Source organism: Flavobacterium sp. CLA17 (assembly GCF_013112255.2).
GTDB classification, from domain to species: domain Bacteria; phylum Bacteroidota; class Bacteroidia; order Flavobacteriales; family Flavobacteriaceae; genus Flavobacterium; species Flavobacterium circumlabens.
This window is the reverse complement of sequence record NZ_CP068294.1, coordinates 3,835,873-3,854,558: the sequence shown is the minus strand read 5'-3', so window position 1 is coordinate 3,854,558 and position 18,686 is coordinate 3,835,873. Positions and strand designations below refer to the sequence as shown.

At 36.1% G+C, this 18,686-nt stretch carries 14 protein-coding genes; 6 read left to right on the top strand and 8 right to left on the bottom strand.

Annotated features, from left to right (window positions below; genetic code table 11):
- Window positions 1–28 precede the first annotated feature (28 nt).
- The 6 genes from HAV12_RS15755 to HAV12_RS15730 all read left to right on the top strand — a co-directional run bounded on the left by HAV12_RS15755 (window position 29) and on the right by HAV12_RS15730 (window position 12,046).
- On the top strand, window positions 29–3,058 hold the full coding sequence (locus tag HAV12_RS15755) for a SusC/RagA family TonB-linked outer membrane protein (protein ID WP_171570497.1): 3,030 nt from the start codon (window positions 29–31) through the stop codon (window positions 3,056–3,058).
- 4 nt (window positions 3,059–3,062) lie between these two features.
- Complete coding sequence (locus HAV12_RS15750; protein WP_171570496.1) at window positions 3,063–4,538, top strand: RagB/SusD family nutrient uptake outer membrane protein; 1,476 nt, start codon at window positions 3,063–3,065, stop codon at window positions 4,536–4,538.
- 71 nt (window positions 4,539–4,609) lie between these two features.
- On the top strand, window positions 4,610–5,977 hold the full coding sequence (locus tag HAV12_RS15745) for a glucoamylase family protein (RefSeq protein ID WP_171570495.1): 1,368 nt from the start codon (window positions 4,610–4,612) through the stop codon (window positions 5,975–5,977).
- A 188-nt stretch (window positions 5,978–6,165) separates the two neighbouring features.
- On the top strand, window positions 6,166–8,466 hold the full coding sequence (bglX, locus tag HAV12_RS15740; protein WP_171570494.1) for a beta-glucosidase BglX: 2,301 nt from the start codon (window positions 6,166–6,168) through the stop codon (window positions 8,464–8,466).
- 97 nt (window positions 8,467–8,563) lie between these two features.
- The gene (locus tag HAV12_RS15735; RefSeq protein WP_171570493.1) at window positions 8,564–10,486 is read left to right on the top strand and encodes a family 43 glycosylhydrolase; all 1,923 of its coding nucleotides are present in this window, start codon (window positions 8,564–8,566) and stop codon (window positions 10,484–10,486) included.
- A 168-nt stretch (window positions 10,487–10,654) separates the two neighbouring features.
- Window positions 10,655–12,046 carry a M20/M25/M40 family metallo-hydrolase gene (locus HAV12_RS15730; protein WP_171570492.1) on the top strand — a complete coding sequence of 464 codons (1,392 nt, stop codon included), beginning with the start codon at window positions 10,655–10,657 and terminating at the stop codon, window positions 12,044–12,046.
- A gap of 73 nt (window positions 12,047–12,119) precedes the next feature.
- On the opposite strand, the gene HAV12_RS15725 is transcribed toward HAV12_RS15730, so the two are convergent.
- The 8 genes from HAV12_RS15725 to HAV12_RS15690 all read right to left on the bottom strand — a co-directional run bounded on the left by HAV12_RS15725 (window position 12,120) and on the right by HAV12_RS15690 (window position 18,654).
- Window positions 12,120–12,425 carry a hypothetical protein gene (locus HAV12_RS15725; protein WP_171570491.1) on the bottom strand — a complete coding sequence of 102 codons (306 nt, stop codon included), beginning with the start codon at window positions 12,423–12,425 and terminating at the stop codon, window positions 12,120–12,122.
- A 2-nt stretch (window positions 12,426–12,427) separates the two neighbouring features.
- A complete protein-coding gene (locus HAV12_RS15720; RefSeq protein ID WP_171570490.1) occupies window positions 12,428–12,880 on the bottom strand; it encodes a hypothetical protein in 453 nt (150 codons plus the stop codon).
- A gap of 88 nt (window positions 12,881–12,968) precedes the next feature.
- Entirely contained in the window at window positions 12,969–13,643 is a 675-nt protein-coding gene (locus tag HAV12_RS15715; RefSeq protein WP_171570489.1) for a YiiX family permuted papain-like enzyme, read from the bottom strand.
- A 98-nt stretch (window positions 13,644–13,741) separates the two neighbouring features.
- Window positions 13,742–14,638: a hypothetical protein gene (locus HAV12_RS15710; RefSeq protein WP_171570488.1), complete on the bottom strand. Its 897-nt coding sequence runs from the start codon at window positions 14,636–14,638 to the stop codon at window positions 13,742–13,744.
- 19 nt (window positions 14,639–14,657) lie between these two features.
- Window positions 14,658–15,476, bottom strand: coding sequence for a 3-deoxy-8-phosphooctulonate synthase (gene kdsA, locus HAV12_RS15705; RefSeq protein WP_171570487.1), 819 nt, complete (start codon window positions 15,474–15,476; stop codon window positions 14,658–14,660).
- Window positions 15,477–16,121: 645 nt separating this feature from the next.
- The gene (locus tag HAV12_RS15700; RefSeq protein WP_171570485.1) at window positions 16,122–16,574 is read right to left on the bottom strand and encodes a 2-dehydro-3-deoxyphosphooctonate aldolase; all 453 of its coding nucleotides are present in this window, start codon (window positions 16,572–16,574) and stop codon (window positions 16,122–16,124) included.
- Between the two features lie 98 nt (window positions 16,575–16,672).
- The gene (locus HAV12_RS15695) at window positions 16,673–17,371 is read right to left on the bottom strand and encodes a lysoplasmalogenase (protein ID WP_171570484.1); all 699 of its coding nucleotides are present in this window, start codon (window positions 17,369–17,371) and stop codon (window positions 16,673–16,675) included.
- Between the two features lie 11 nt (window positions 17,372–17,382).
- A complete protein-coding gene (locus HAV12_RS15690; protein WP_171571704.1) occupies window positions 17,383–18,654 on the bottom strand; it encodes a sterol desaturase family protein in 1,272 nt (423 codons plus the stop codon).
- Between the last annotated feature and the right edge of the window lie 32 nt (window positions 18,655–18,686).

The window sequence follows — 18,686 nt, the reverse complement described above, 5'->3', positions numbered from 1 at the left end:
TCTACTAACTTAAACGATTACAAACTGTATGAAAAATTTTATTTTTAGTTTTTTAGCACTCTTATTGCTGCCGGCTTATATGTCCGGACAGACAATTAAAGGAAAAGTATTAGATAGCAGCGGAATGGGAGTTCCGGGAGCTGTTATTAGTGCACCTCAATCAAGAACTTCTGCTGATGCTGATTTCGATGGTAATTTTACAATCAATGCCAAAGAAGGGGAGATGTTAAAAATCTCTATGCTGGGTTTTGAAGCTGTTTCTGTACCTGCAACTTCAGCACCAATGACCATTACATTAAAAGAATCCGGTGATACTGCCTTAAAAGAAGTAGTAGTAATTGGGTACGGTACCAGAAAGAAAATTGATAATACTTCTGCTATCACTTCTTTAAAAGCAGAGGAAATTACAAAAACAAAAGTCTTAAACGCCTCTCAGGCTATTCAGGGAAAAGCAGCCGGTGTTCAGGTTATTTCATCTGATTTGCCGGGAAGTACACCTTCAGTAGTTATTAGAGGTTTGGGAACTGCATTAGGCGGAAGATCTCCTTTATATATTGTTGATGGAATGCCAACGGAAAATATCAATAATATTAATACTAATGATATCACTTCGTATGAAATTCTAAAAGATGCTTCATCTTTAGCTATTTACGGTACCAGGGCAGCTAATGGAGTTATCATTATTACAACCAAAAAAGGTAAAGGTGATAAAGTATCAGTAGAAATCGAAAGTTTTGCTGGTTTCAGAGAGCCTCTTAAAAAAGTTAAAATGGCAGATGCAAACCAATACGCAGCATATTCTAATGCAGCTTTAGGTACCAATACATTTGCTGCAAATCAGCCGGTTAATACAAACTGGTTTGATGAAATTACGAGAACAGGTTCCTACACACAAAACAATATTTCTATTTCCGGAGCTTCAGAAAATATTAAGTATTTTTTTAGTGCAGGTAATTACGAAGAGAAGGCTATTTTAAATGGTTTAGACTATGGTCGTACTACTTTTAGAAATAATAATGAATTTAAAATTTCTAAAAAAATAACTTTATCTCAAAATTTAAGTTTTACTTCAGCTAATTCATCACCAAAACCTTTAGGAGCTTTTACAAATGCTTATAAACAATCTTCTTTAGTTCCAGTACGTTTTTCTGACGGACAGTATGGCGTATCACGCGTTAATGCAAGTGGTGTCGCTAGTCAAATAGGATCTTCATTCAACAATGTTGGTAATCCGGTAGCTCAATTAGACTTTTATAATGAGCAACAGAGAAGTGTAACGCTTCAAGGGGGTCTAAAATTAGATTATGAAATTATTGAAGGATTAAAATTCACTTCTCAGTTTAATGGAGAATATTATTCCTGGAAACAATACAATTATGAGGATAAACAGGGAATCTGGATGGCAGCTAACCCAAATACAACAGCCGCAGATTATGTAGCCAGCCATAAAAGTGATCCTGTGAACTTATTAACAAGAGGCAGAGAGCAGTATTTTAACTGGAACTTATCTAACTATTTTACCTATAATAAACTGTTTGGAGGTATTCATGATCTTGAATTAACTGCAGGTATGGAGGCTTCTGTAAAAGGGCCTAGAGAAACTTTATCGATTGCAAGAAAAAATGTAAGTACAAATTCAAATTACTGGTCTTTATATAATGCTAAAGATGCTCATGGAGTTGAATATGTAGGAGATATTACAAGTTTATATGATGTAACGTATAATGAAAGCAGATTGTCATCTTATTTTGGTAGATTCCAGTATAAATTAATGGACAAATATTTATTAACCGGGACAATTAGACGTGACGGGTCTTCAAATTTTGCTAAAGATTACCGTTGGGGAACTTTTCCGTCTTTTGGTTTAGGATGGATTATGACAAAAGAAAGCTTCTTATCAGATATTAAAGGTATTGATTTAATTAAATTGAGAGGTAGCTGGGGTAAATTAGGAAACCAAAACGTTCCATTAAACAGCCAGGCCTATGCTTCAGGTTTAGATGGTTATTTAGGAGGTTCTATCTTATATCCGGGGACTACAATTAACTCACAAATTGATCCAAGCTTATCTTGGGAAATTACAGAAGAAACTTCTGTAGGTCTTGATTTCGAATTATTAAACAGCAGATTAAAAGGATCCGTTGATTATTATGATAAAAACACAAGCAACGTAATTTTGAACACAAAACCTTATATGTCTTCAGGATTAACAATAGCTACTCCTGCTCATGTTGGCGAAGTGTCAAACAAAGGTTATGAACTTTCGTTGCGTTGGGATGATAAAATTTCAGACAACTTAAGTTACTGGGTTGGTGGAAATTTTTCTCAAAATACGAACAAGCTTTCTGCTTTAAAAGATTTCGATATTTCACCAGTGATTGGTGGGAATTTAGGAAATGGACAGGATACCAAAATGTTGAACAAAACGTCTGTCGGACAGCCGTTAGGTAGCTTTTATGTATATGAATATGCTGGAATAGACCCTGCAAATGGTAAAATGTTGTACTATAATGCAGCTGGTAATAAAGTAGTACAAAGTGCTTTAGATGCAACTAAAGATAAAAAGTATGTTGGCTCAATCTTGCCAAAAAGCAATTATGGCGTATCATTAGGAATAAACTATAAAAACATTGATTTCTCTGTTGACGGATATGGTACAGGCGGAGCTAAAGTATATAACGGTAAAAAAGCACAACGTTTTACAGGTGAGAATGTTGAGGCATCATTAACTAATGATTACTGGACAGCAGCCAATCCAACTGCATCAAACCCAAAACCATTTAATGAAGTGCCTGTTGCCTCTACATACTATTTAGAATCGGGTGATTTCTTTAGAATCAATAACATTACTTTAGGATATAAACTTCCTATTACAGATGGTTTTATTCAGTATTGCAGAATATATGTAAATGCTATTAATCCATTTATTACACAAAAATTCTCTGGTTATTCTCCTGAACTTAATGGGAATGGTGACCCATACGGAACTCAAGGAATCGAGCTTGATGCTTATCCTACTTTAAGATCTTTCGTTATAGGTGCTAATTTAAAATTTTAATATTATGAAAAAAATATATATATCAATGCTTGCATTGTCAGCATTGTTTTTTGCAGGTTGTCAGGATGACTTTTTAGATGTTAACCCAACACAAGCTATACCAACAACGGATGTTGAATTGTATAATAGCGACAATGGAGCAAAATCATTTGTAACAGCCATTTACAGCAAATTCCTTGACTGGGACATGAGTTCATTTGGCTGGATAGGATTAGCCAGTATTACTTCAGATGATGCCGATAAAGGATCATCACCAGGAGATGCAGGAACAGACAAAGATGTTTTGGATGCATTAAGCTATAACTCATCAAATCCATCTGCAGAAAGCACTTTTACTGCGCAGTACGATGGTATTAACAGATGTAATCAAGCCTTAAGTATTATTCCAAAATTAGATAAAGTAGATCCGGCCTTAAGAGAAAGATTAATGGGAGAAGCTAAATTTTTGAGAGCTTTCATGTATTTTACTTTAGTAAAATGTTACGGAGGTGTACCAATTGTAGATCGTTTGCAAAATCCAACTTCTGAAGAAGACAAAATAATGTTGCTTACTCGTAAACCAGTTGCTGAAGTTTATGCTTTTATTGAGAAAGATTTAGCAGATGCAATTGCGGTATTGCCATTAAAAGCTTCTTATTCAGCTGATGAAAAAGAGAGGGCTTCAAAAGGAGCTGCCTATGCTTTGTTAGCGAAAGTTAGCTTATACCAAAAGAAATGGCAACAAGTAGTTGATAACTGTAATTTAATTACAGGATACAGCTTAAACCCAAGCTATGCTAAAATGTTTAGATTAGAAGGTGAAAATGATATTGAATCTATGTTCGAAATTAACGGACACGGTACAGTACCTACAAAAGGAATTATAGGATATTCTAACGTTCAGGGTGCTCGTGGTGCCGGTGGATGGGGATGGGGATTCAACACTCCGTCGCAAAGTTTGCTGGATGCTTATGAAGCAGGTGACGTTAGAAAAGACGCTACTATTATTTTCAGAAATTCAACTTTATATGATGGACGAGTAGTTCCGGCCACAGTAGAAAATGCAATGTATAACTTCAAAGCCTATTCTTCCTCGTTTACGGATGCATGGGAAACGGATGCAAATATCAAATATTTAAGATATGGCGAAGTATTGTTGATGAAAGCGGAAGCTTTAAACGAATTAAACCAAACCTCTGCTGCGATTCCTTTATTGAATGAAATCAGACACAGAGCTGGTTTAGGAGATACTCCTGCAACTTCTCAGGCAGCTGTCAGAACTGCAATCTGGAAAGAAAGAAGAGTAGAATTGGCTTTTGAGTTTGACAGATTCTTTGATCTGGTTAGAACTGGTCAGGCTAAAGCGGCTTTTGAAGCTGATAAAAATGAATTTTTTCCTAATGGAAGAACATTTACAGAAGGTAGAAATGAATTGTTCCCAATTCCGGCAACATTCATTATACAAGCCAACGGTTTATCAAAACAAAATCCTGGTTATTAATTTATAATTTCAAAATCACTTCCTTCGAAAGAAGGAAGTGATTTTTATTAAGCAATCCTAAAAAAATGAAAATGATTCGATTTTCACTTATATTTTTAGCACTTACTTTTTTTGGCTGTAGCACAACCAGTCTAGATAAGCAAAAAGAAAGTGTATCTTCTGAAATCAAATTAACAGACGACGAACTTCTAGATACCGTTCAAAAAGAAACTTTTAAATATTTCTGGGATTATGCTGAACCCAATTCAGGATTAGCAAGAGAACGTTTTCATCCCGATGGAATTTACCCTGATAATGATAAAAATATAGTTACCACAGGAGGTTCAGGTTTTGGATTGATGGCTATCGTTTCCGGAATGTCAAGAGGTTATGTTACAAAAGAAGAAGGCGTACAAAGATTAGATAAAATTGCCGATTTTCTGGCAAAAGCAGATCGTTTTCATGGCGCATGGTCCCATTGGATTGATGGAAATACCGGAAAAGTAAAACCATTTGGAATCAAAGATAATGGAGGAGACTTAGTCGAAACATCATTTTTAATTTCAGGAATGATTACCGTTCGGGAATATTTAAAAACCGGTTCTGAAAAAGAGAAAGCTGTAGCTCAGAAATATGACGCACTTTGGAAAGGTGTTGAATGGCAATGGTTTACCAATAATAAAAATGTGTTGTACTGGCATTGGTCACCAACCTACGACTGGCAGATGAATTTTCCGCTTGAAGGATATAATGAATGTCTGATTACGTATATCATGGCAGCTTCCTCGCCAACACACCCAATTGATGCAAAAGTTTATCACGAAGGCTGGGCCAGAAGTGGCGGCATTGTTTCTGCTAAAACGAAATACAATCTTCCGTTGATCTTAAAACACAACGGTGCAGAGGAATTTGGCGGTCCGCTTTTTTGGGCACACTATTCTTATGTTGGATTAGATCCAAATCAATTAAGCGATAAATATGCTAATTATTGGGATCTGAATGTAAATCAGGTCAAAATCGATTATCAGTATTGTCTTGAGAATCCTAAAAAATTCGGGTATTACGGAGCCAATTATTGGGGGCTAACCGCTTCTTACTCCAGAAATCCTGACGGATCGATCGGATATGATGCGCACATGCCAGGCAATGACAAAGGAGTAATTTCTCCAACGGCAGCAATTAGTTCAATCGTCTATACGCCCAAAGAATCTTTGGCTGTGATTCGAAATTTATACGAAAATCATAAGAAAGAAGCATGGGGAAGCGCAGGTTTTTATGATGCAGTTGATCTGCAGAATAAATGGGCAGCACAACGCTATCTGGCAATAGATCAGGGACCCGAAATTGTAATGATCGAAAATTATCGTTCCGGTTTATTGTGGAAATTGTTTATGAATGCTCCGGAAGTACAACAAGGTCTTGTAAAACTTGGATTTAGTTCAACTAAATATGGATTCTAAAAGTCGTTTTTATATACAATGATGGAGAAAAGCGAACGAAATCCTGAAATTTATGACTGAATGTTCAGACAGATCAAAACGAATAAGAAAAATAAATACAATAGAGTGAAATCGCTTTTATTCAAAATTACAAAGGGATTCAGGAAAAGCGATTCCATCTTCCGTTAAAAAATAAATATTATATACACATGAAAAACAAATTAGTCTTACTTTTTTTAGGATGTGCTGTTTTGGGTTACGCTCAAAAAAAGAACACTAAAAACACAGTAAAAATTAAACCAAAGTCTGAATTTGTAGCGGAGTTGATATCAAAAATGACGCTCGACGAAAAATTGGGCCAGCTAAATTTGCCAACATCCGGTGATATTACGACAGGGCAAGCCAACAGCTCTAATGTAGCCAAAAATATTGCGGAAGGTAAAGTCGGTGGATTGTTCAATATAAAATCGGTTCAAAAAATTAGGGAAGTACAAAAAATTGCTGTTGAACAAAGCCGTTTAAAAATCCCGTTGCTTTTTGGTATGGATGTTATTCACGGTTACGAAACAACATTCCCGATTCCGTTAGGATTATCTTGTACCTGGGATATGAATTTAATCGAAAGAAGTGCCCAGATTGCCGCTCAGGAAGCAAGTGCCGACGGGATCAACTGGACCTTCTCACCAATGGTAGACATTTCACGTGATCCGCGCTGGGGAAGAGTTTCTGAAGGTTCAGGTGAAGATCCGTACTTAGGGAGTCAGATCGCAAAGGCGATGGTAAACGGATACCAGCAAAAAGACTTATCCAAAAACAATACGATTCTGGCCTGTGTAAAACACTTTGCGTTATACGGTGCGCCGGAAGCAGGACGTGATTACAATACAGTTGATATGAGTCATATCAGAATGTTCAATGATTATTTTCCGCCTTACAAAGCTGCGGTTGAAGCAGGTGTAGGTTCTGTTATGGCTTCTTTTAATGAAGTAGATGGAATTCCTGCAACCGGAAGCAAATGGTTAATGACCGATGTTTTAAGAAAACAGTGGGGTTTTAAAGGTTTCGTGGTCACTGATTTTACGGGAATTCCGGAAATGATCGAGCACGGAATGGGTAATCTTCAGGATGTATCTGCTTTAGCCTTAAATGCCGGAGTGGAAATGGATATGGTGGGCGAAGGTTTCTTGACTACTCTGAAAAAATCTTTAGACGAGAAAAGAGTAACGATCCAGCAAATAGATCATGCTGTTAAACTGATTCTTGACGCTAAATACGATTTAGGATTATTCGAAGATCCTTATAAATATTGCGATGAAAAAAGAGCAAAAACCGAAATTTTTACGGCAGCCAGCAGAAAAGAAGCACGTCAGATTGCAGCACAATCACTGGTTTTGCTAAAAAATCAAAATCAGGCATTACCCCTTAAAAAATCAGGGACTATTGCGCTTATCGGACCATTAGCGGATGCGAAAGAAAACATGCCGGGAACCTGGAGTGTCGCGACAAAAATGGAAAATGCAGTATCACTTTTAAGAGGAATTACAGAAGTTGCAGGTCCTTCCGCCAAAGTTTTATATGCCAAAGGAAGCAATTTAGATTACGATGAAACTTTTGAAACGAATGCAACGATGTTTGGTAAAACTTTACACCGTGATGGGCGTTCGAAAGAAGATTTATTAGCGGAAGCATTAAAAGTAGCCAATCAGTCTGATGTAATTGTAGCAGCATTGGGAGAATCTGCTGAAATGAGCGGAGAATCCAGTAGCCGTACCAATTTGGAAATTCCACAAGCCCAGAAAGATTTATTACAAGCCTTGATTAAAACAGGGAAACCGGTAGTTTTAGTTTTATTCGATGGTCGTCCGTTGGTTTTAAATGAAGAAAATGCAACTGTTCCGGCTATCCTGAATGCCTGGTTTGCAGGAAGTGAAGCAGGATACGCTATCGCAGATGTTTTGTTTGGAGATGTTAACCCTTCCGGAAAACTGACCGCTACTTTTCCAAGAAGCGTAGGACAGGTGCCGATTTATTATGCACACAAAAATACAGGGCGACCACTTTCTAACACCGAAGGAAAATTTGAAAAATTCAGATCCAATTATATCGATGAAAGAAACGAACCGTTATTTCCATTTGGATTTGGGTTAAGTTATACCACTTTTGAATATTCAAATTTGAAAATCTCATCCGATAAAATGAACTTTAGCGGAAAAGTAAAAGTGACCGTTGATGTTGCCAATACAGGAAATTTTGACGGAAAAGAAACCGTTCAGTTATATATCAGAGATTTAATCGGTTCCGTAACAAGACCTGTTAGAGAACTCAAAGGTTTCCAAAAAATAGCCTTAAAAAAGGGAGAAAAACAAACGGTGACTTTTGAAATCACGGTTGAAGATTTAAAATTTTATAATTCTGATTTACAATTTGTAGCAGAACCGGGGCGGTTTGATGTTTTCGTGGGAACAAATTCAAATGCCGATAAGAAAGTTAGTTTTGAGTTAACTAAATAATTGGTTTGTTAATTAGTAATTAGCCCTTCGGATTTGGTTAACCGAGGGGCTTTTTTTAAGCTAAAAATTTAAAATATTTTAACAAAATAAGATCACAATGAAAACATATAAAAGGTATTCCATAGCGATTTGGCTGTTTCTTTTTGGGTTTGTAAGCAATGTTTCCGCTCAAAATGTTTCCGGAAAAACAGCGTGGTTTGATCCGGACAGGCCCGCCACAACCTATTGTAACCCCATAAACATTGGATACAATTACACGACTCAGAATCATAATGGTATTCCGGAATCCAGACGTTCCAGTGCAGATCCGGTAATTATTACTTACAAAGGAGAATACTATTTGTTTGCGACCAATCAGGCGGGGTTTTTCTGGAGTAAAGACATGTCAGACTGGAAATTCGTTTATGGAAGTTTTCAAAGAAATCCGGGCGATGACGATCAGTGCGCACCGGCAGCCTGGGTCGTAAATGATACTTTATTTTACGTAGGTTCGACCTGGAAAAAAGATCATCCGGTCTGGAAAACATCGGATCCGAAATCAGGAAGATGGACCAGACATGTGAATACCGCCATGCTGCCCACCTGGGATCCTGCTATCTTTCAGGATGATGACAAAAAAGTCTATATGTATTACGGTTCAAGCGGAAAATTACCATTGGTTGGTGTAGAAGTCGATTACAATACCTGGCTTCCAAAAGGGAATCAGGCTGATTATGCCCAATTATACGCCGCTACGGAAGTAGAAGATATTCAGAAACCTTACGGACAGGCAAAAGCGGTGGTTGGTTTAGATCCTGCGGCACATGGCTGGGAACGTTTCGGTCCCAACAATGATATGGAACCTGCGCCCTGGGGAAATTTTATAGAAGGAGCCTGGATGACCAAACACAACGGAAAATATTACATGCAATACGGCGCTCCGGCTACCGAGTTTAAAGGCTATGCCAATGGTGTTCACGTGGGGGATAATCCTTTAGGGCCATTCGTATACCAAAAGCACAATCCGATGTCGTATAAACCAGGCGGATTTGTAATTGGTGCCGGACACGGAAATACCTTTGCCGACAATTACGGGAACTACTGGAATACAGGAACCTGTAAAATTTCGATAAAAGACCGCTTCGAACGTCGTATCGATATGTTTCCGGCAGGATTCGATAAAGACGATGTGATGTATTCCATTACGGCTTACGGTGATTTTCCAATTGTATTGCCCACAGCACAAAGAGAACAGACAAAAGGCGCTTCTTCCGGCTGGATGTTATTATCCTATAAAAAGCCGGTGACGGTTTCTTCTTCTGAAGAATGCAAGGATGTTGAGACACACAGAATGGATCATGGAGGTAAAAAAGTATATGAAAAAATATGCTACGATGCGGCCAATTTAACCGATGAAAATATTCAGACCTACTGGTCTGCAACATCCGATAAACCGGGCGAGTGGCTACAGCTTGATCTAGGCAGAAAGATGGAAATCAGCGCGCTGCAAATCAATTATGCAGATCATAAAGCGACACAGTTTAATAAAGCGATGGACATTTATTATCAGTATAAAATCCTGATGTCAGATGACGCCCTAAATTGGACTCTAGTTATCGATAAATCAAAAAACGATAAAGATGTGCCACACGATTATGTTGAGTTAACAAAAACGATTAAAGCGCGTTATATTAAAATGGTAAACATTCATAATGCTTCAGGAATGTTTGCGGTGTCAGATTTCAGGGTTTTTGGAAACGGATTAGCAGAAAAACCAAAGTCAGTTACTGATTTTAAAGTCAAAAGAAATACAGCCGATTCCCGTAATGCCATTATTTCGTGGAAAACGCAGGCAGACGCTATTGGCTGCAATATTTATTATGGAATTACTCCCGATAAATTATACAACAGCATAATGGTCTACGGAGACAGTTCTTATGATTTCAGAGGTTTGGATAAGGGAACAAAGTATTATTTTACAATTGAACCTTTTAATGAAAATGGAATCGGTATAAAAAATAAGATTATTGAGGTAAAATAATTTTTTTATAATCAATTTTTTAAAACGCTGATTACAACAAAAAAGTTGTTAATCAGCGTTTTTTTTTGAGAAAAGGTTTCGGAAAAAGACGTTGGGTTGTAAAGAATTTTGTTCCTTTGTCTTGTTCGCAAAAGAAGCGGACAAGTAACCCAAAATGCTATAAAAACCATGAGAAAAACGATTCTTTTAACTGTTTTAGTTTTAAACGGATTGACATCTTTTGCGCAATCAAACGATGAAAAAAACATTAAATTATTCTACAAAAAAGCCTTAACCGAATCCAAATGTTATACCTGGCTTGAATACTTGTCTAACGATATCGGAAGTCGTTTATCAGGCTCTCCAACTGCTGAGGCTGCAGTGCAATATACAAAAACACAATTAGAAAGATTAGGACTTGATAAAGTATACCTTCAGGAAGTAATGGTGCCGCATTGGGTACGAGGCGAAAAAGAAACAGCTTATATCCTGGATGATAAAACAAAAACGGTAGTTCCGATTTGTGCCTTGGGCGGATCAGTGGCGACTGCAAAAACAGGGCTTACTGCTGAAGTAATCGAAGTACAGGGAATTAAAGAATTAGGAGAACTGGGAGCAGACAAAGTAAAAGGAAAAATTGTGTTTTTTAACAGACCGATGGATCCTGAAAATATCGAAACGTTTAAATCATACGGAGCTTGTGTAGATCAAAGATTTGCAGGAGCAAAAGAAGCGGCTAAATTAGGAGCGGTAGGAACAATTGTTCGTTCGATGAATTTACGTCTGGACGATTTTCCTCATACAGGAGCGCAAAGCTATGGTGATTTACCAAAAGAGCAATACATTCCAACAGCTGCAATTAGTACTAACGGAGCAGAATTACTGAGTGCAACCTTAAAAAATAATCCGGCTTTAAAATTCTATTTCAAACAATCCTGCGAAACGTTACCGGATGTTTTATCTTATAACGTAATTGGTGAACTTACAGGAAAAGAACACCCGGAAAACATTATGGTTGTCGGCGGGCATTTAGATTCCTGGGACTTAGCAGACGGTTCACATGATGATGGGGCAGGAGTAGTACAAAGTATGGAGGTAATCCGTATTCTTAAAAACTTAAACTACAAACCTAAAAATACGATTCGTGTTGTCTTGTTTATGAATGAAGAGAATGGTGGAAAAGGCGGAGCGAAATATGAAGAAGTTTCAAAGAAAAACAACGAGAACCATATTTTTGCTTTAGAAAGTGATTCAGGAGGATTTAGCCCAAGAGGATTTTCAATACAAGCGGATGATGCCAATGTTAAAAAGATACAAGGTTACAAAGACTTTTTCGAACCTTATTTAGTGCACAGTTTTACTATAGGACATGCAGGATCGGATATTGATCATCTAACGTCTAAAGCGATTGTAAAAGCAGGTTTAAAACCGGATTCACAGCGTTATTTTGATTATCACCACGCAGCAAATGATAAATTTGATGCGATCAACAAAAGAGAATTAGAACTTGGGGCAGCAACAATGACAGCTCTGATGTACCTGATGGACCAAAACGGAATTGATGCGCCTAAGGCCAATTAAGCTTTCATCAATAAAATAGAAAAGCTGCAAGTGGATAACTTGCAGCTTTTTTTTTGGAAGTAGTCGAAAGTGATCAGACTTTCATAACAATACAGTAATATAAAAAGGTGACCGGAATATTAGAAAGTAAAATCAGGATTTTAATTCCGATGTCTTTTCGCAGTTCCGGCATTCGTATAAAATGGTCTGTCAGGTGCAATAGCATTATCGTATTCAGCACAATGGCAGAAAAGACAAACGGACTTGCGATAACCAAAACATTCGAATTTTCATTAGAAAGAATGTACAATACAAACAACAGAGTACTAATTATAAACGATCCGATAGTTAAATCAATTGATTCTGTTTCATTGAAAGTTTTTTTGTCGGTAGTTTTCATGATTAAATATTAAAAGTTTTCTGAATAGACTGAATTGACGTGAACAACATCTTTGAAAAGTCCAGGTAATGAAACGGTAATGCCTTTTTGCCTCTTTTGTACTGTTCAATAAAATAATTGATTTCTTTCATATAAAAGGGCGTTCCGGAGGCAATCACCAAAAATAAATACAAACTTTTTTTGCCATTCCCCAAAAGATAATATTGCATTCCGATTTCTTCGCGTACCGAAATACCTGTATTGGTGAGGACATGAATCATATCATGATCTTCCAGTTTGGGCTGCATATCAAAATGATTTTTAGAAAGAAAGTTTCCTAATCCAAAACCTAAACTTCCTTCAGGGTAGTTTAATAAGGCAGTTTTGTCAATTTCCCACGGTTTATTTTTTTTGAAATACTTTTGGTAAGGCTGTTTGCTGTATTCGTATATTTTTTCAATAATCTGGTCTTTCATGAGTTGGTTATTTTTAAAAGCTCTTTGAATTTCAAAGTAATTTAATAAATAAAAAGCCAATCAGTATTTCAATTGGCTTTTATGTTTTTTAATAGTTATCTATGATGGTTGTTAACAGTTTAGAATCGGCAAGATTAGAGGGAGAAACAACTTCTTCTTCGAGTGGAATAGTAGTTCCATATCTTTCTTTCAGTACTTTTTTGACCCTTTCATCCTCCAGATTAAAATCTTTTAAATGTTGGAGTTTTGACAATTCAATGCCTGCTCCGTTTTTATAAATTTTCCAGACTAATTCAGAGCAGTAAATTCTGTCGTCAGTCCATTCGAAATAAGCGTCATATTCTTTGCCGTCAAATTGCTGGCTGTACTGTTTCATTTTTTGGAGAACTTCAGGTTTCAGGACACTGTCGTTTTTCAATCGTTTAACCACATATTTGCTATTTTTTCCGTGTTTGATCCATTCTTCGAGCGGAGTAAGTTTAACGGGCTGAACGGCTTCAAAAACAAACCATTTTCCATTTATATCGTAAATAATTCCACAATGTGAAAACTTTGAATGAGTTGCTATACGAACTGCTTCACATTGTTTAGATTCCGAAGTTTGAAAAATTACATCACCATCTTTGTACTTGCCGGATACTGTTTTTTCCAGTTTATTTCCCGTAAATGGATTGTTCGGAAAAACCTTCAAACTAATAAACAACGCCAATCCAAAACTGATTAGGAAGGTGATTACCGGAAATAGATATTTTTTAGATTTCATGAAGCATGAATTAAAGTACTTTGCAGTACAAAGTAAATGATAAAAAAAATAGCTGCCAAATAAATTGACAGCTATTTTTAAATAAAGTAAAGTATTTTTTAAAGTCTGAAAATCCCTCCGACAGCAATAATTCTTTGGAAAAAAAAGAAATCCTGCGAAGCTCTGTCTTCACTACTTGTTGTAGTTCTAATGTCCTGCATATTGATATAACCGCCTTTTAACTCTCCCTGAACATAGAAATGTTTGAAAAAAGTAATGTTCATACCCGCTTTTGCAGAAACACCGTAACCGGAAACATGAAAATCATCATGACGTTCTTTACCTAAAAGAGTAGTATTTGTTTTAGGATATAAAACTCCTGCTCCAAGACCTTCGGTTAAGTTAATCTGAACTTTATCAATATTGGGAAGACTAAACCATTTCGAAATATCATCAAATCTCGAAACCTCACTATTAATGTAGTTTAAACCATCAGTATGCTCATAAATTAAAAAAGGAGTACCAGTACTGCCCTCCGGCATACCACCTTCATTGGCACCACCTTGAGACATATCTACAGGTCTGTTATTATAATCTCCGTTATAAATAGCTCCGGTCTGATCTACAGGTAAATTGATATATCCGTTAACATTTGCAATTTGATTCTGTGTCATTACATATTTCATGTGGTCAACACCAATTGTAACACTATAATGATCACTAAAAAAATAGCCTAATCTCAAATTGGTTTGCGGAATAGTCATATTTGCCGGATTAATATAGTCTACATGCCATCCTTTTGGTTTGTCATGAGCGGCCATATTATCTACTGTAAAGTTGTAATCCTTACCTCTAAAGTTTACATCAGATTTTGAGTAACTTTCTCTGTTCCCTCCCCACATAACAAAGAATTTTCCTTTGTTGTGAGCAGCATATTTTTGTACAGGTATTTCTTCCTGAGCAAATGTGTTTAAAGAAACACAAGTCAGAAGGAAAAATAAAATTTTTGTTTTCAAAGAACTTAAGTATTAAAATTTAAAATGCGTTAACTGTTTTTCTAATGGCAACCAATTTGGTCATTAAACCTTCAAAATAGTCTAAGTGCAACATGTTGGCACCATCACTTTTTGCATTAGCAGGATCAAAATGAGTTTCGATAAAAATACCGTCAACTCCCACTGCGATACCGGCTTTGGCAACCGTTTCGATCATATCCGGTCTTCCGCCCGTAACACCAGCTGTCTGGTTTGGCTGTTGCAAAGAGTGCGTAACATCCAGAACCGTAGTCGCATATTGCTGCATAGTCGGGATACCTCTGTAGTCCACAATCATATCCTGGTAACCAAACATGGTTCCACGATCTGTAAGCATTACATTTTCATTGTGGCAGTCTAGTACTTTCTGAACTGCGTGTTTCATGCTTTCCGGACTCATAAATTGCCCTTTTTTCAGGTTCACTACTTTTCCTGTATTGGCAGCCGCGACAACTAAATCTGTCTGGCGTACCAGGAAAGCAGGAATTTGTAATACATCTACGTATTGTGCCGCCATTTCAGCATCTTCATTGGTATGAATATCTGTTACGGTAGGAATGTGAAAAGTCTCTGAAACTTTTCTTAAAATTTTTAATGCTTTTTCATCACCAATTCCGGAAAAACTATCAATTCGGGAACGGTTTGCTTTTTTAAAGGATCCTTTAAAAACATAAGGAATCTGAAGTTTGTCGGTAATACCAACTAATTTTTCAGCAATTCTAAGCGCCATTTCTTCTCCTTCAATGGCACAAGGCCCGGCAAGTAAAAAGAAATTTCCGCTATCAGTATGCTTAATTTGTGGAATATGTTGTATGTTCATAGTATGATTTTTTTGACTGTGCAAAGGTAGTTATGATTTATGAATCGAAGATGAAGATTTAAGTTTTTTTTATGAGTCCGATACGTATCGGAACACTGATTTACTCCGGTGTTTTTCACTTGAAAAAACAGGTTTGCTCAATAAAAATGATTTTCATTTCTATTGTGATTGAACTTTAGTGGAATTATGAGAATTTAAGTTAATTTCCTGCTTTGCTTTTTATAGTAAACTGCAAACAAAATTTGTCCGGTAAAAAATAAAATATTTGTAAAAATTCTTATAAAAATAACAGCCCTGATGGTTGTCATCACGCCCTCAGGATCGTTTGATCTAAAATGTAATATTGTATAAAGATCCAATTTTGTAATTATAATCGCAGGAAGGGTTAATAAAAAATAAATGATGACATTTTTGAAATTTACGTCAGTTATAATTTTTGAAAGTTTCCAATAATAAAAAGCTACAATTAATAAGATAATGAATTTAAGCAATGTTGCCAAAGGATAAATCGTGGTATGCCATCCGGGTATGACTGATGATAAAAAATCAGAAGTCAGATATAAAGTTGAATAAGGAAATAAAAGAACCAATAAAAAGATACAAATTAAAAAAGTGGTTTTTGTTTTCATCATGTTATTTAAGGCTTTATTCTTTCTTCAGACGCAATCCCATCGGAACCATTAAAATTCCTTTTTCATAAATGTTCAGGTACAGTTTTATTGGTTTCTTTTGTCCGTCCCATTTCAGTTCATAAACATTCAGGAATCCGGCTCCCATATCACTTCTTTTGGTCGGGAAGGGACAGCAGGTTTCTAATCGTATATAAGTGATTTTTTCTCCGTTTGGTCCGGCCAGGGCATTTAAAAAACGGGTTTCGTTCAGCGCTTCATCTTTGGTGTTTCGGTAAAAAATATTCACCGGGTAATCCGGATCATAACCGTATTTTTTATCATTGCTGAATAAAGTAATGACAAACGTATTGTCTTTTTTCAAAACTAAATCCGGAGCATTGTCATCTACATTTTTCAAAGTAGATTTGGTGCTGATACAAGAAGTTACCGAAATAAGTAAAACGATAAAAAGAGCTGTTTTTTTCATGTTAAATACGTGTTTTGTAGTACAAATGTAAGCTGTAAAAACGGTTTTTAAAATAATCTGGATTAAGAAAAATGCCGCCTGAAATGCGTAAATTAAGTTTAAATCTTCTGATTTTCTATTGTCAGGTTTTGATTTGAATTCAATTTTAAAATACCAGTTATAATCAGATACTGTGCCACAAGATAGGTTAACATGATGAAAAATGAACTTTTTTCAATTAGAGAGTGAAATTTGTTCACTGCCAAAATACTGTCTGAAGCAACAAAGACAATCGCACCAACAAAAACATATTGATTTCCGGGTTTTTTCCAGGTCAGGAATCCATTAAAGGCAAACAATAACATTAGTGAAATTACTGTCGCATATACAATTACAGGAATTTTTAATTCTCCTAAAGTGGGTAATAAAAGTGATAACATTACAATTAAATAACCAGCAATTACAAGGCTTCCAATTAAAAAAGCGGCCTTTGTTTTTTTATTGCGGGTTTTGGTTTGTTTATTAAAAACAACAGAATAAATAACATGTGAAATAAGAAAAGCAACCAATCCGAGAATAAAATAGATCTCCGCTATGTCTGCAAAAAGCAAAATGACATCACCAATCCACGAAAAAAGTAAGGCAGTTAAAACAATATTTTTGGAAGGAAATTTTTTATGAAGATAAACTCCAAATCCTAATAAAGGAATTAGAATTGGCTTTAGGAAAAGATCAAAACTCTCGTATCCGGAAAGTAAAAGCATTAGGTAAACAATACTAAAACCAATATAAATTTTAAGGAATAAGGTGTTTTTCATAGATTGGGGGATTATGAATTGATAAGTTGATTTAAATCAGTTTTAAAATCGACCGAGACAAAATATACCGAGACAAAAAAAGATAAAGTCAAATAGCCGATAATAATAGAATTGGCGAATGGAAAAATACTGTTCAGTCCAAACCAGTCTCCATAATAAGAGAGTATTGCAATCGCTGTTATAAAACGAAAACCTTCCCAGAAAGGAGCATATTTACTTTTGTCCATAAGCTCACTGTAACTGTAAATCGTAATCAGAATAAAAAAGCCATAAATAAAAATATTAGGCAAACCAATTTTGGCAATATTGTCAAATAGATACGTGACAAACAAAAGGGTGAGTAAGACTTGTGCAACAGACCAATAAATCAATTTTTGCGAATTTTGTGTTCCGTATTTTTCAAACTCAAAAACATTTTCGATTTTATTTACAGGAAATAATTCTTCGAAATTTTCCGGCCGCCATCCTGTTGGTTTAAACCAGATGGTGAGTTTGTCTTTCCATTTCGGAGCGCGCCAGGCATCTTTAATCAGCAAAGTCAAATGTTGAAAGTTAATCCGGATCGGGTTCCAGGTATTAGCAGGTCTGGTAATTCCGAAAACAGGAGGAACATCATCCAATTCTTCCTGAAAAGTCCCAAAAAGTTTGTCCCAGAAAATAAAGATCTGCGAATGATTTTTATCTAAATATTCCGGATTTATAGCGTGATGCACACGATGATGGGAGGGCGTTACCAAAATGTGTTCAATAAAGCCCATTTTTTTAATATGCTTGGTATGATACCAAAATTGCAAAAACCAATGAAGAGGCAGGGTAATGGCAATGACAGTAGCGGGAACACCAATCAAAGCGGCAGGAATAAGTAAAAAAGTAAACAAATTGACTAAGCTTGCAACAGGCTGTCGCAGCGCACAGGCTAAATTAAACTCTTCACTGCTATGGTGGATTGCATGTTTGTTCCAGAGGAAATTAATCTGATGTGCCAATCGGTGACTCCAGTATCCATAAAAATCGATCACAAAAAAGGCAATGCAGTAGGAGAGAACGTTTGCTTCCAGATGATAAACAGCAATTTTAGAAACCAGCCATTCATAAGAAATAAAAGTAAGGCTCAGGCCTAAAACATCTTTTACCGAATTGGTAATTCCGGAACTGATACTCGATACGCTGTCTATTAAAGGTACAGTATCGTCCTTTTTGTAAATGCCATATATTTTTTCGATTATGATTAATACTAAAAAAATCGGTGTGGCAATAATTAATATTTTTCCATATTCTTCCATAAAAAAAACATTCAATTTTTATCAAATATAGA

Bases quoted from the DNA above. Each gene is read 5' to 3' on its own strand.
- HAV12_RS15755 (WP_171570497.1), top strand. From the start codon at position 29: ATGAAAAATTTTATTTTTAGTTTTTTAGCACTCTTATTGCTGCCGGCT.
- HAV12_RS15750 (WP_171570496.1), top strand. From the start codon at position 3,063: ATGAAAAAAATATATATATCAATGCTTGCATTGTCAGCATTGTTTTTT.
- HAV12_RS15745 (WP_171570495.1), top strand. From the start codon at position 4,610: ATGATTCGATTTTCACTTATATTTTTAGCACTTACTTTTTTTGGCTGT.
- bglX (WP_171570494.1), top strand. From the start codon at position 6,166: ATGAAAAACAAATTAGTCTTACTTTTTTTAGGATGTGCTGTTTTGGGT.
- HAV12_RS15735 (WP_171570493.1), top strand. From the start codon at position 8,564: ATGAAAACATATAAAAGGTATTCCATAGCGATTTGGCTGTTTCTTTTT.
- HAV12_RS15730 (WP_171570492.1), top strand. From the start codon at position 10,655: ATGAGAAAAACGATTCTTTTAACTGTTTTAGTTTTAAACGGATTGACA.
- HAV12_RS15725 (WP_171570491.1), bottom strand. From the start codon at position 12,425: ATGAAAACTACCGACAAAAAAACTTTCAATGAAACAGAATCAATTGAT.
- HAV12_RS15720 (WP_171570490.1), bottom strand. From the start codon at position 12,880: ATGAAAGACCAGATTATTGAAAAAATATACGAATACAGCAAACAGCCT.
- HAV12_RS15715 (WP_171570489.1), bottom strand. From the start codon at position 13,643: ATGAAATCTAAAAAATATCTATTTCCGGTAATCACCTTCCTAATCAGT.
- kdsA (WP_171570487.1), bottom strand. From the start codon at position 15,476: ATGAACATACAACATATTCCACAAATTAAGCATACTGATAGCGGAAAT.
- HAV12_RS15700 (WP_171570485.1), bottom strand. From the start codon at position 16,574: ATGAAAAAAACAGCTCTTTTTATCGTTTTACTTATTTCGGTAACTTCT.
- HAV12_RS15695 (WP_171570484.1), bottom strand. From the start codon at position 17,371: ATGAAAAACACCTTATTCCTTAAAATTTATATTGGTTTTAGTATTGTT.
- HAV12_RS15690 (WP_171571704.1), bottom strand. From the start codon at position 18,654: ATGGAAGAATATGGAAAAATATTAATTATTGCCACACCGATTTTTTTA.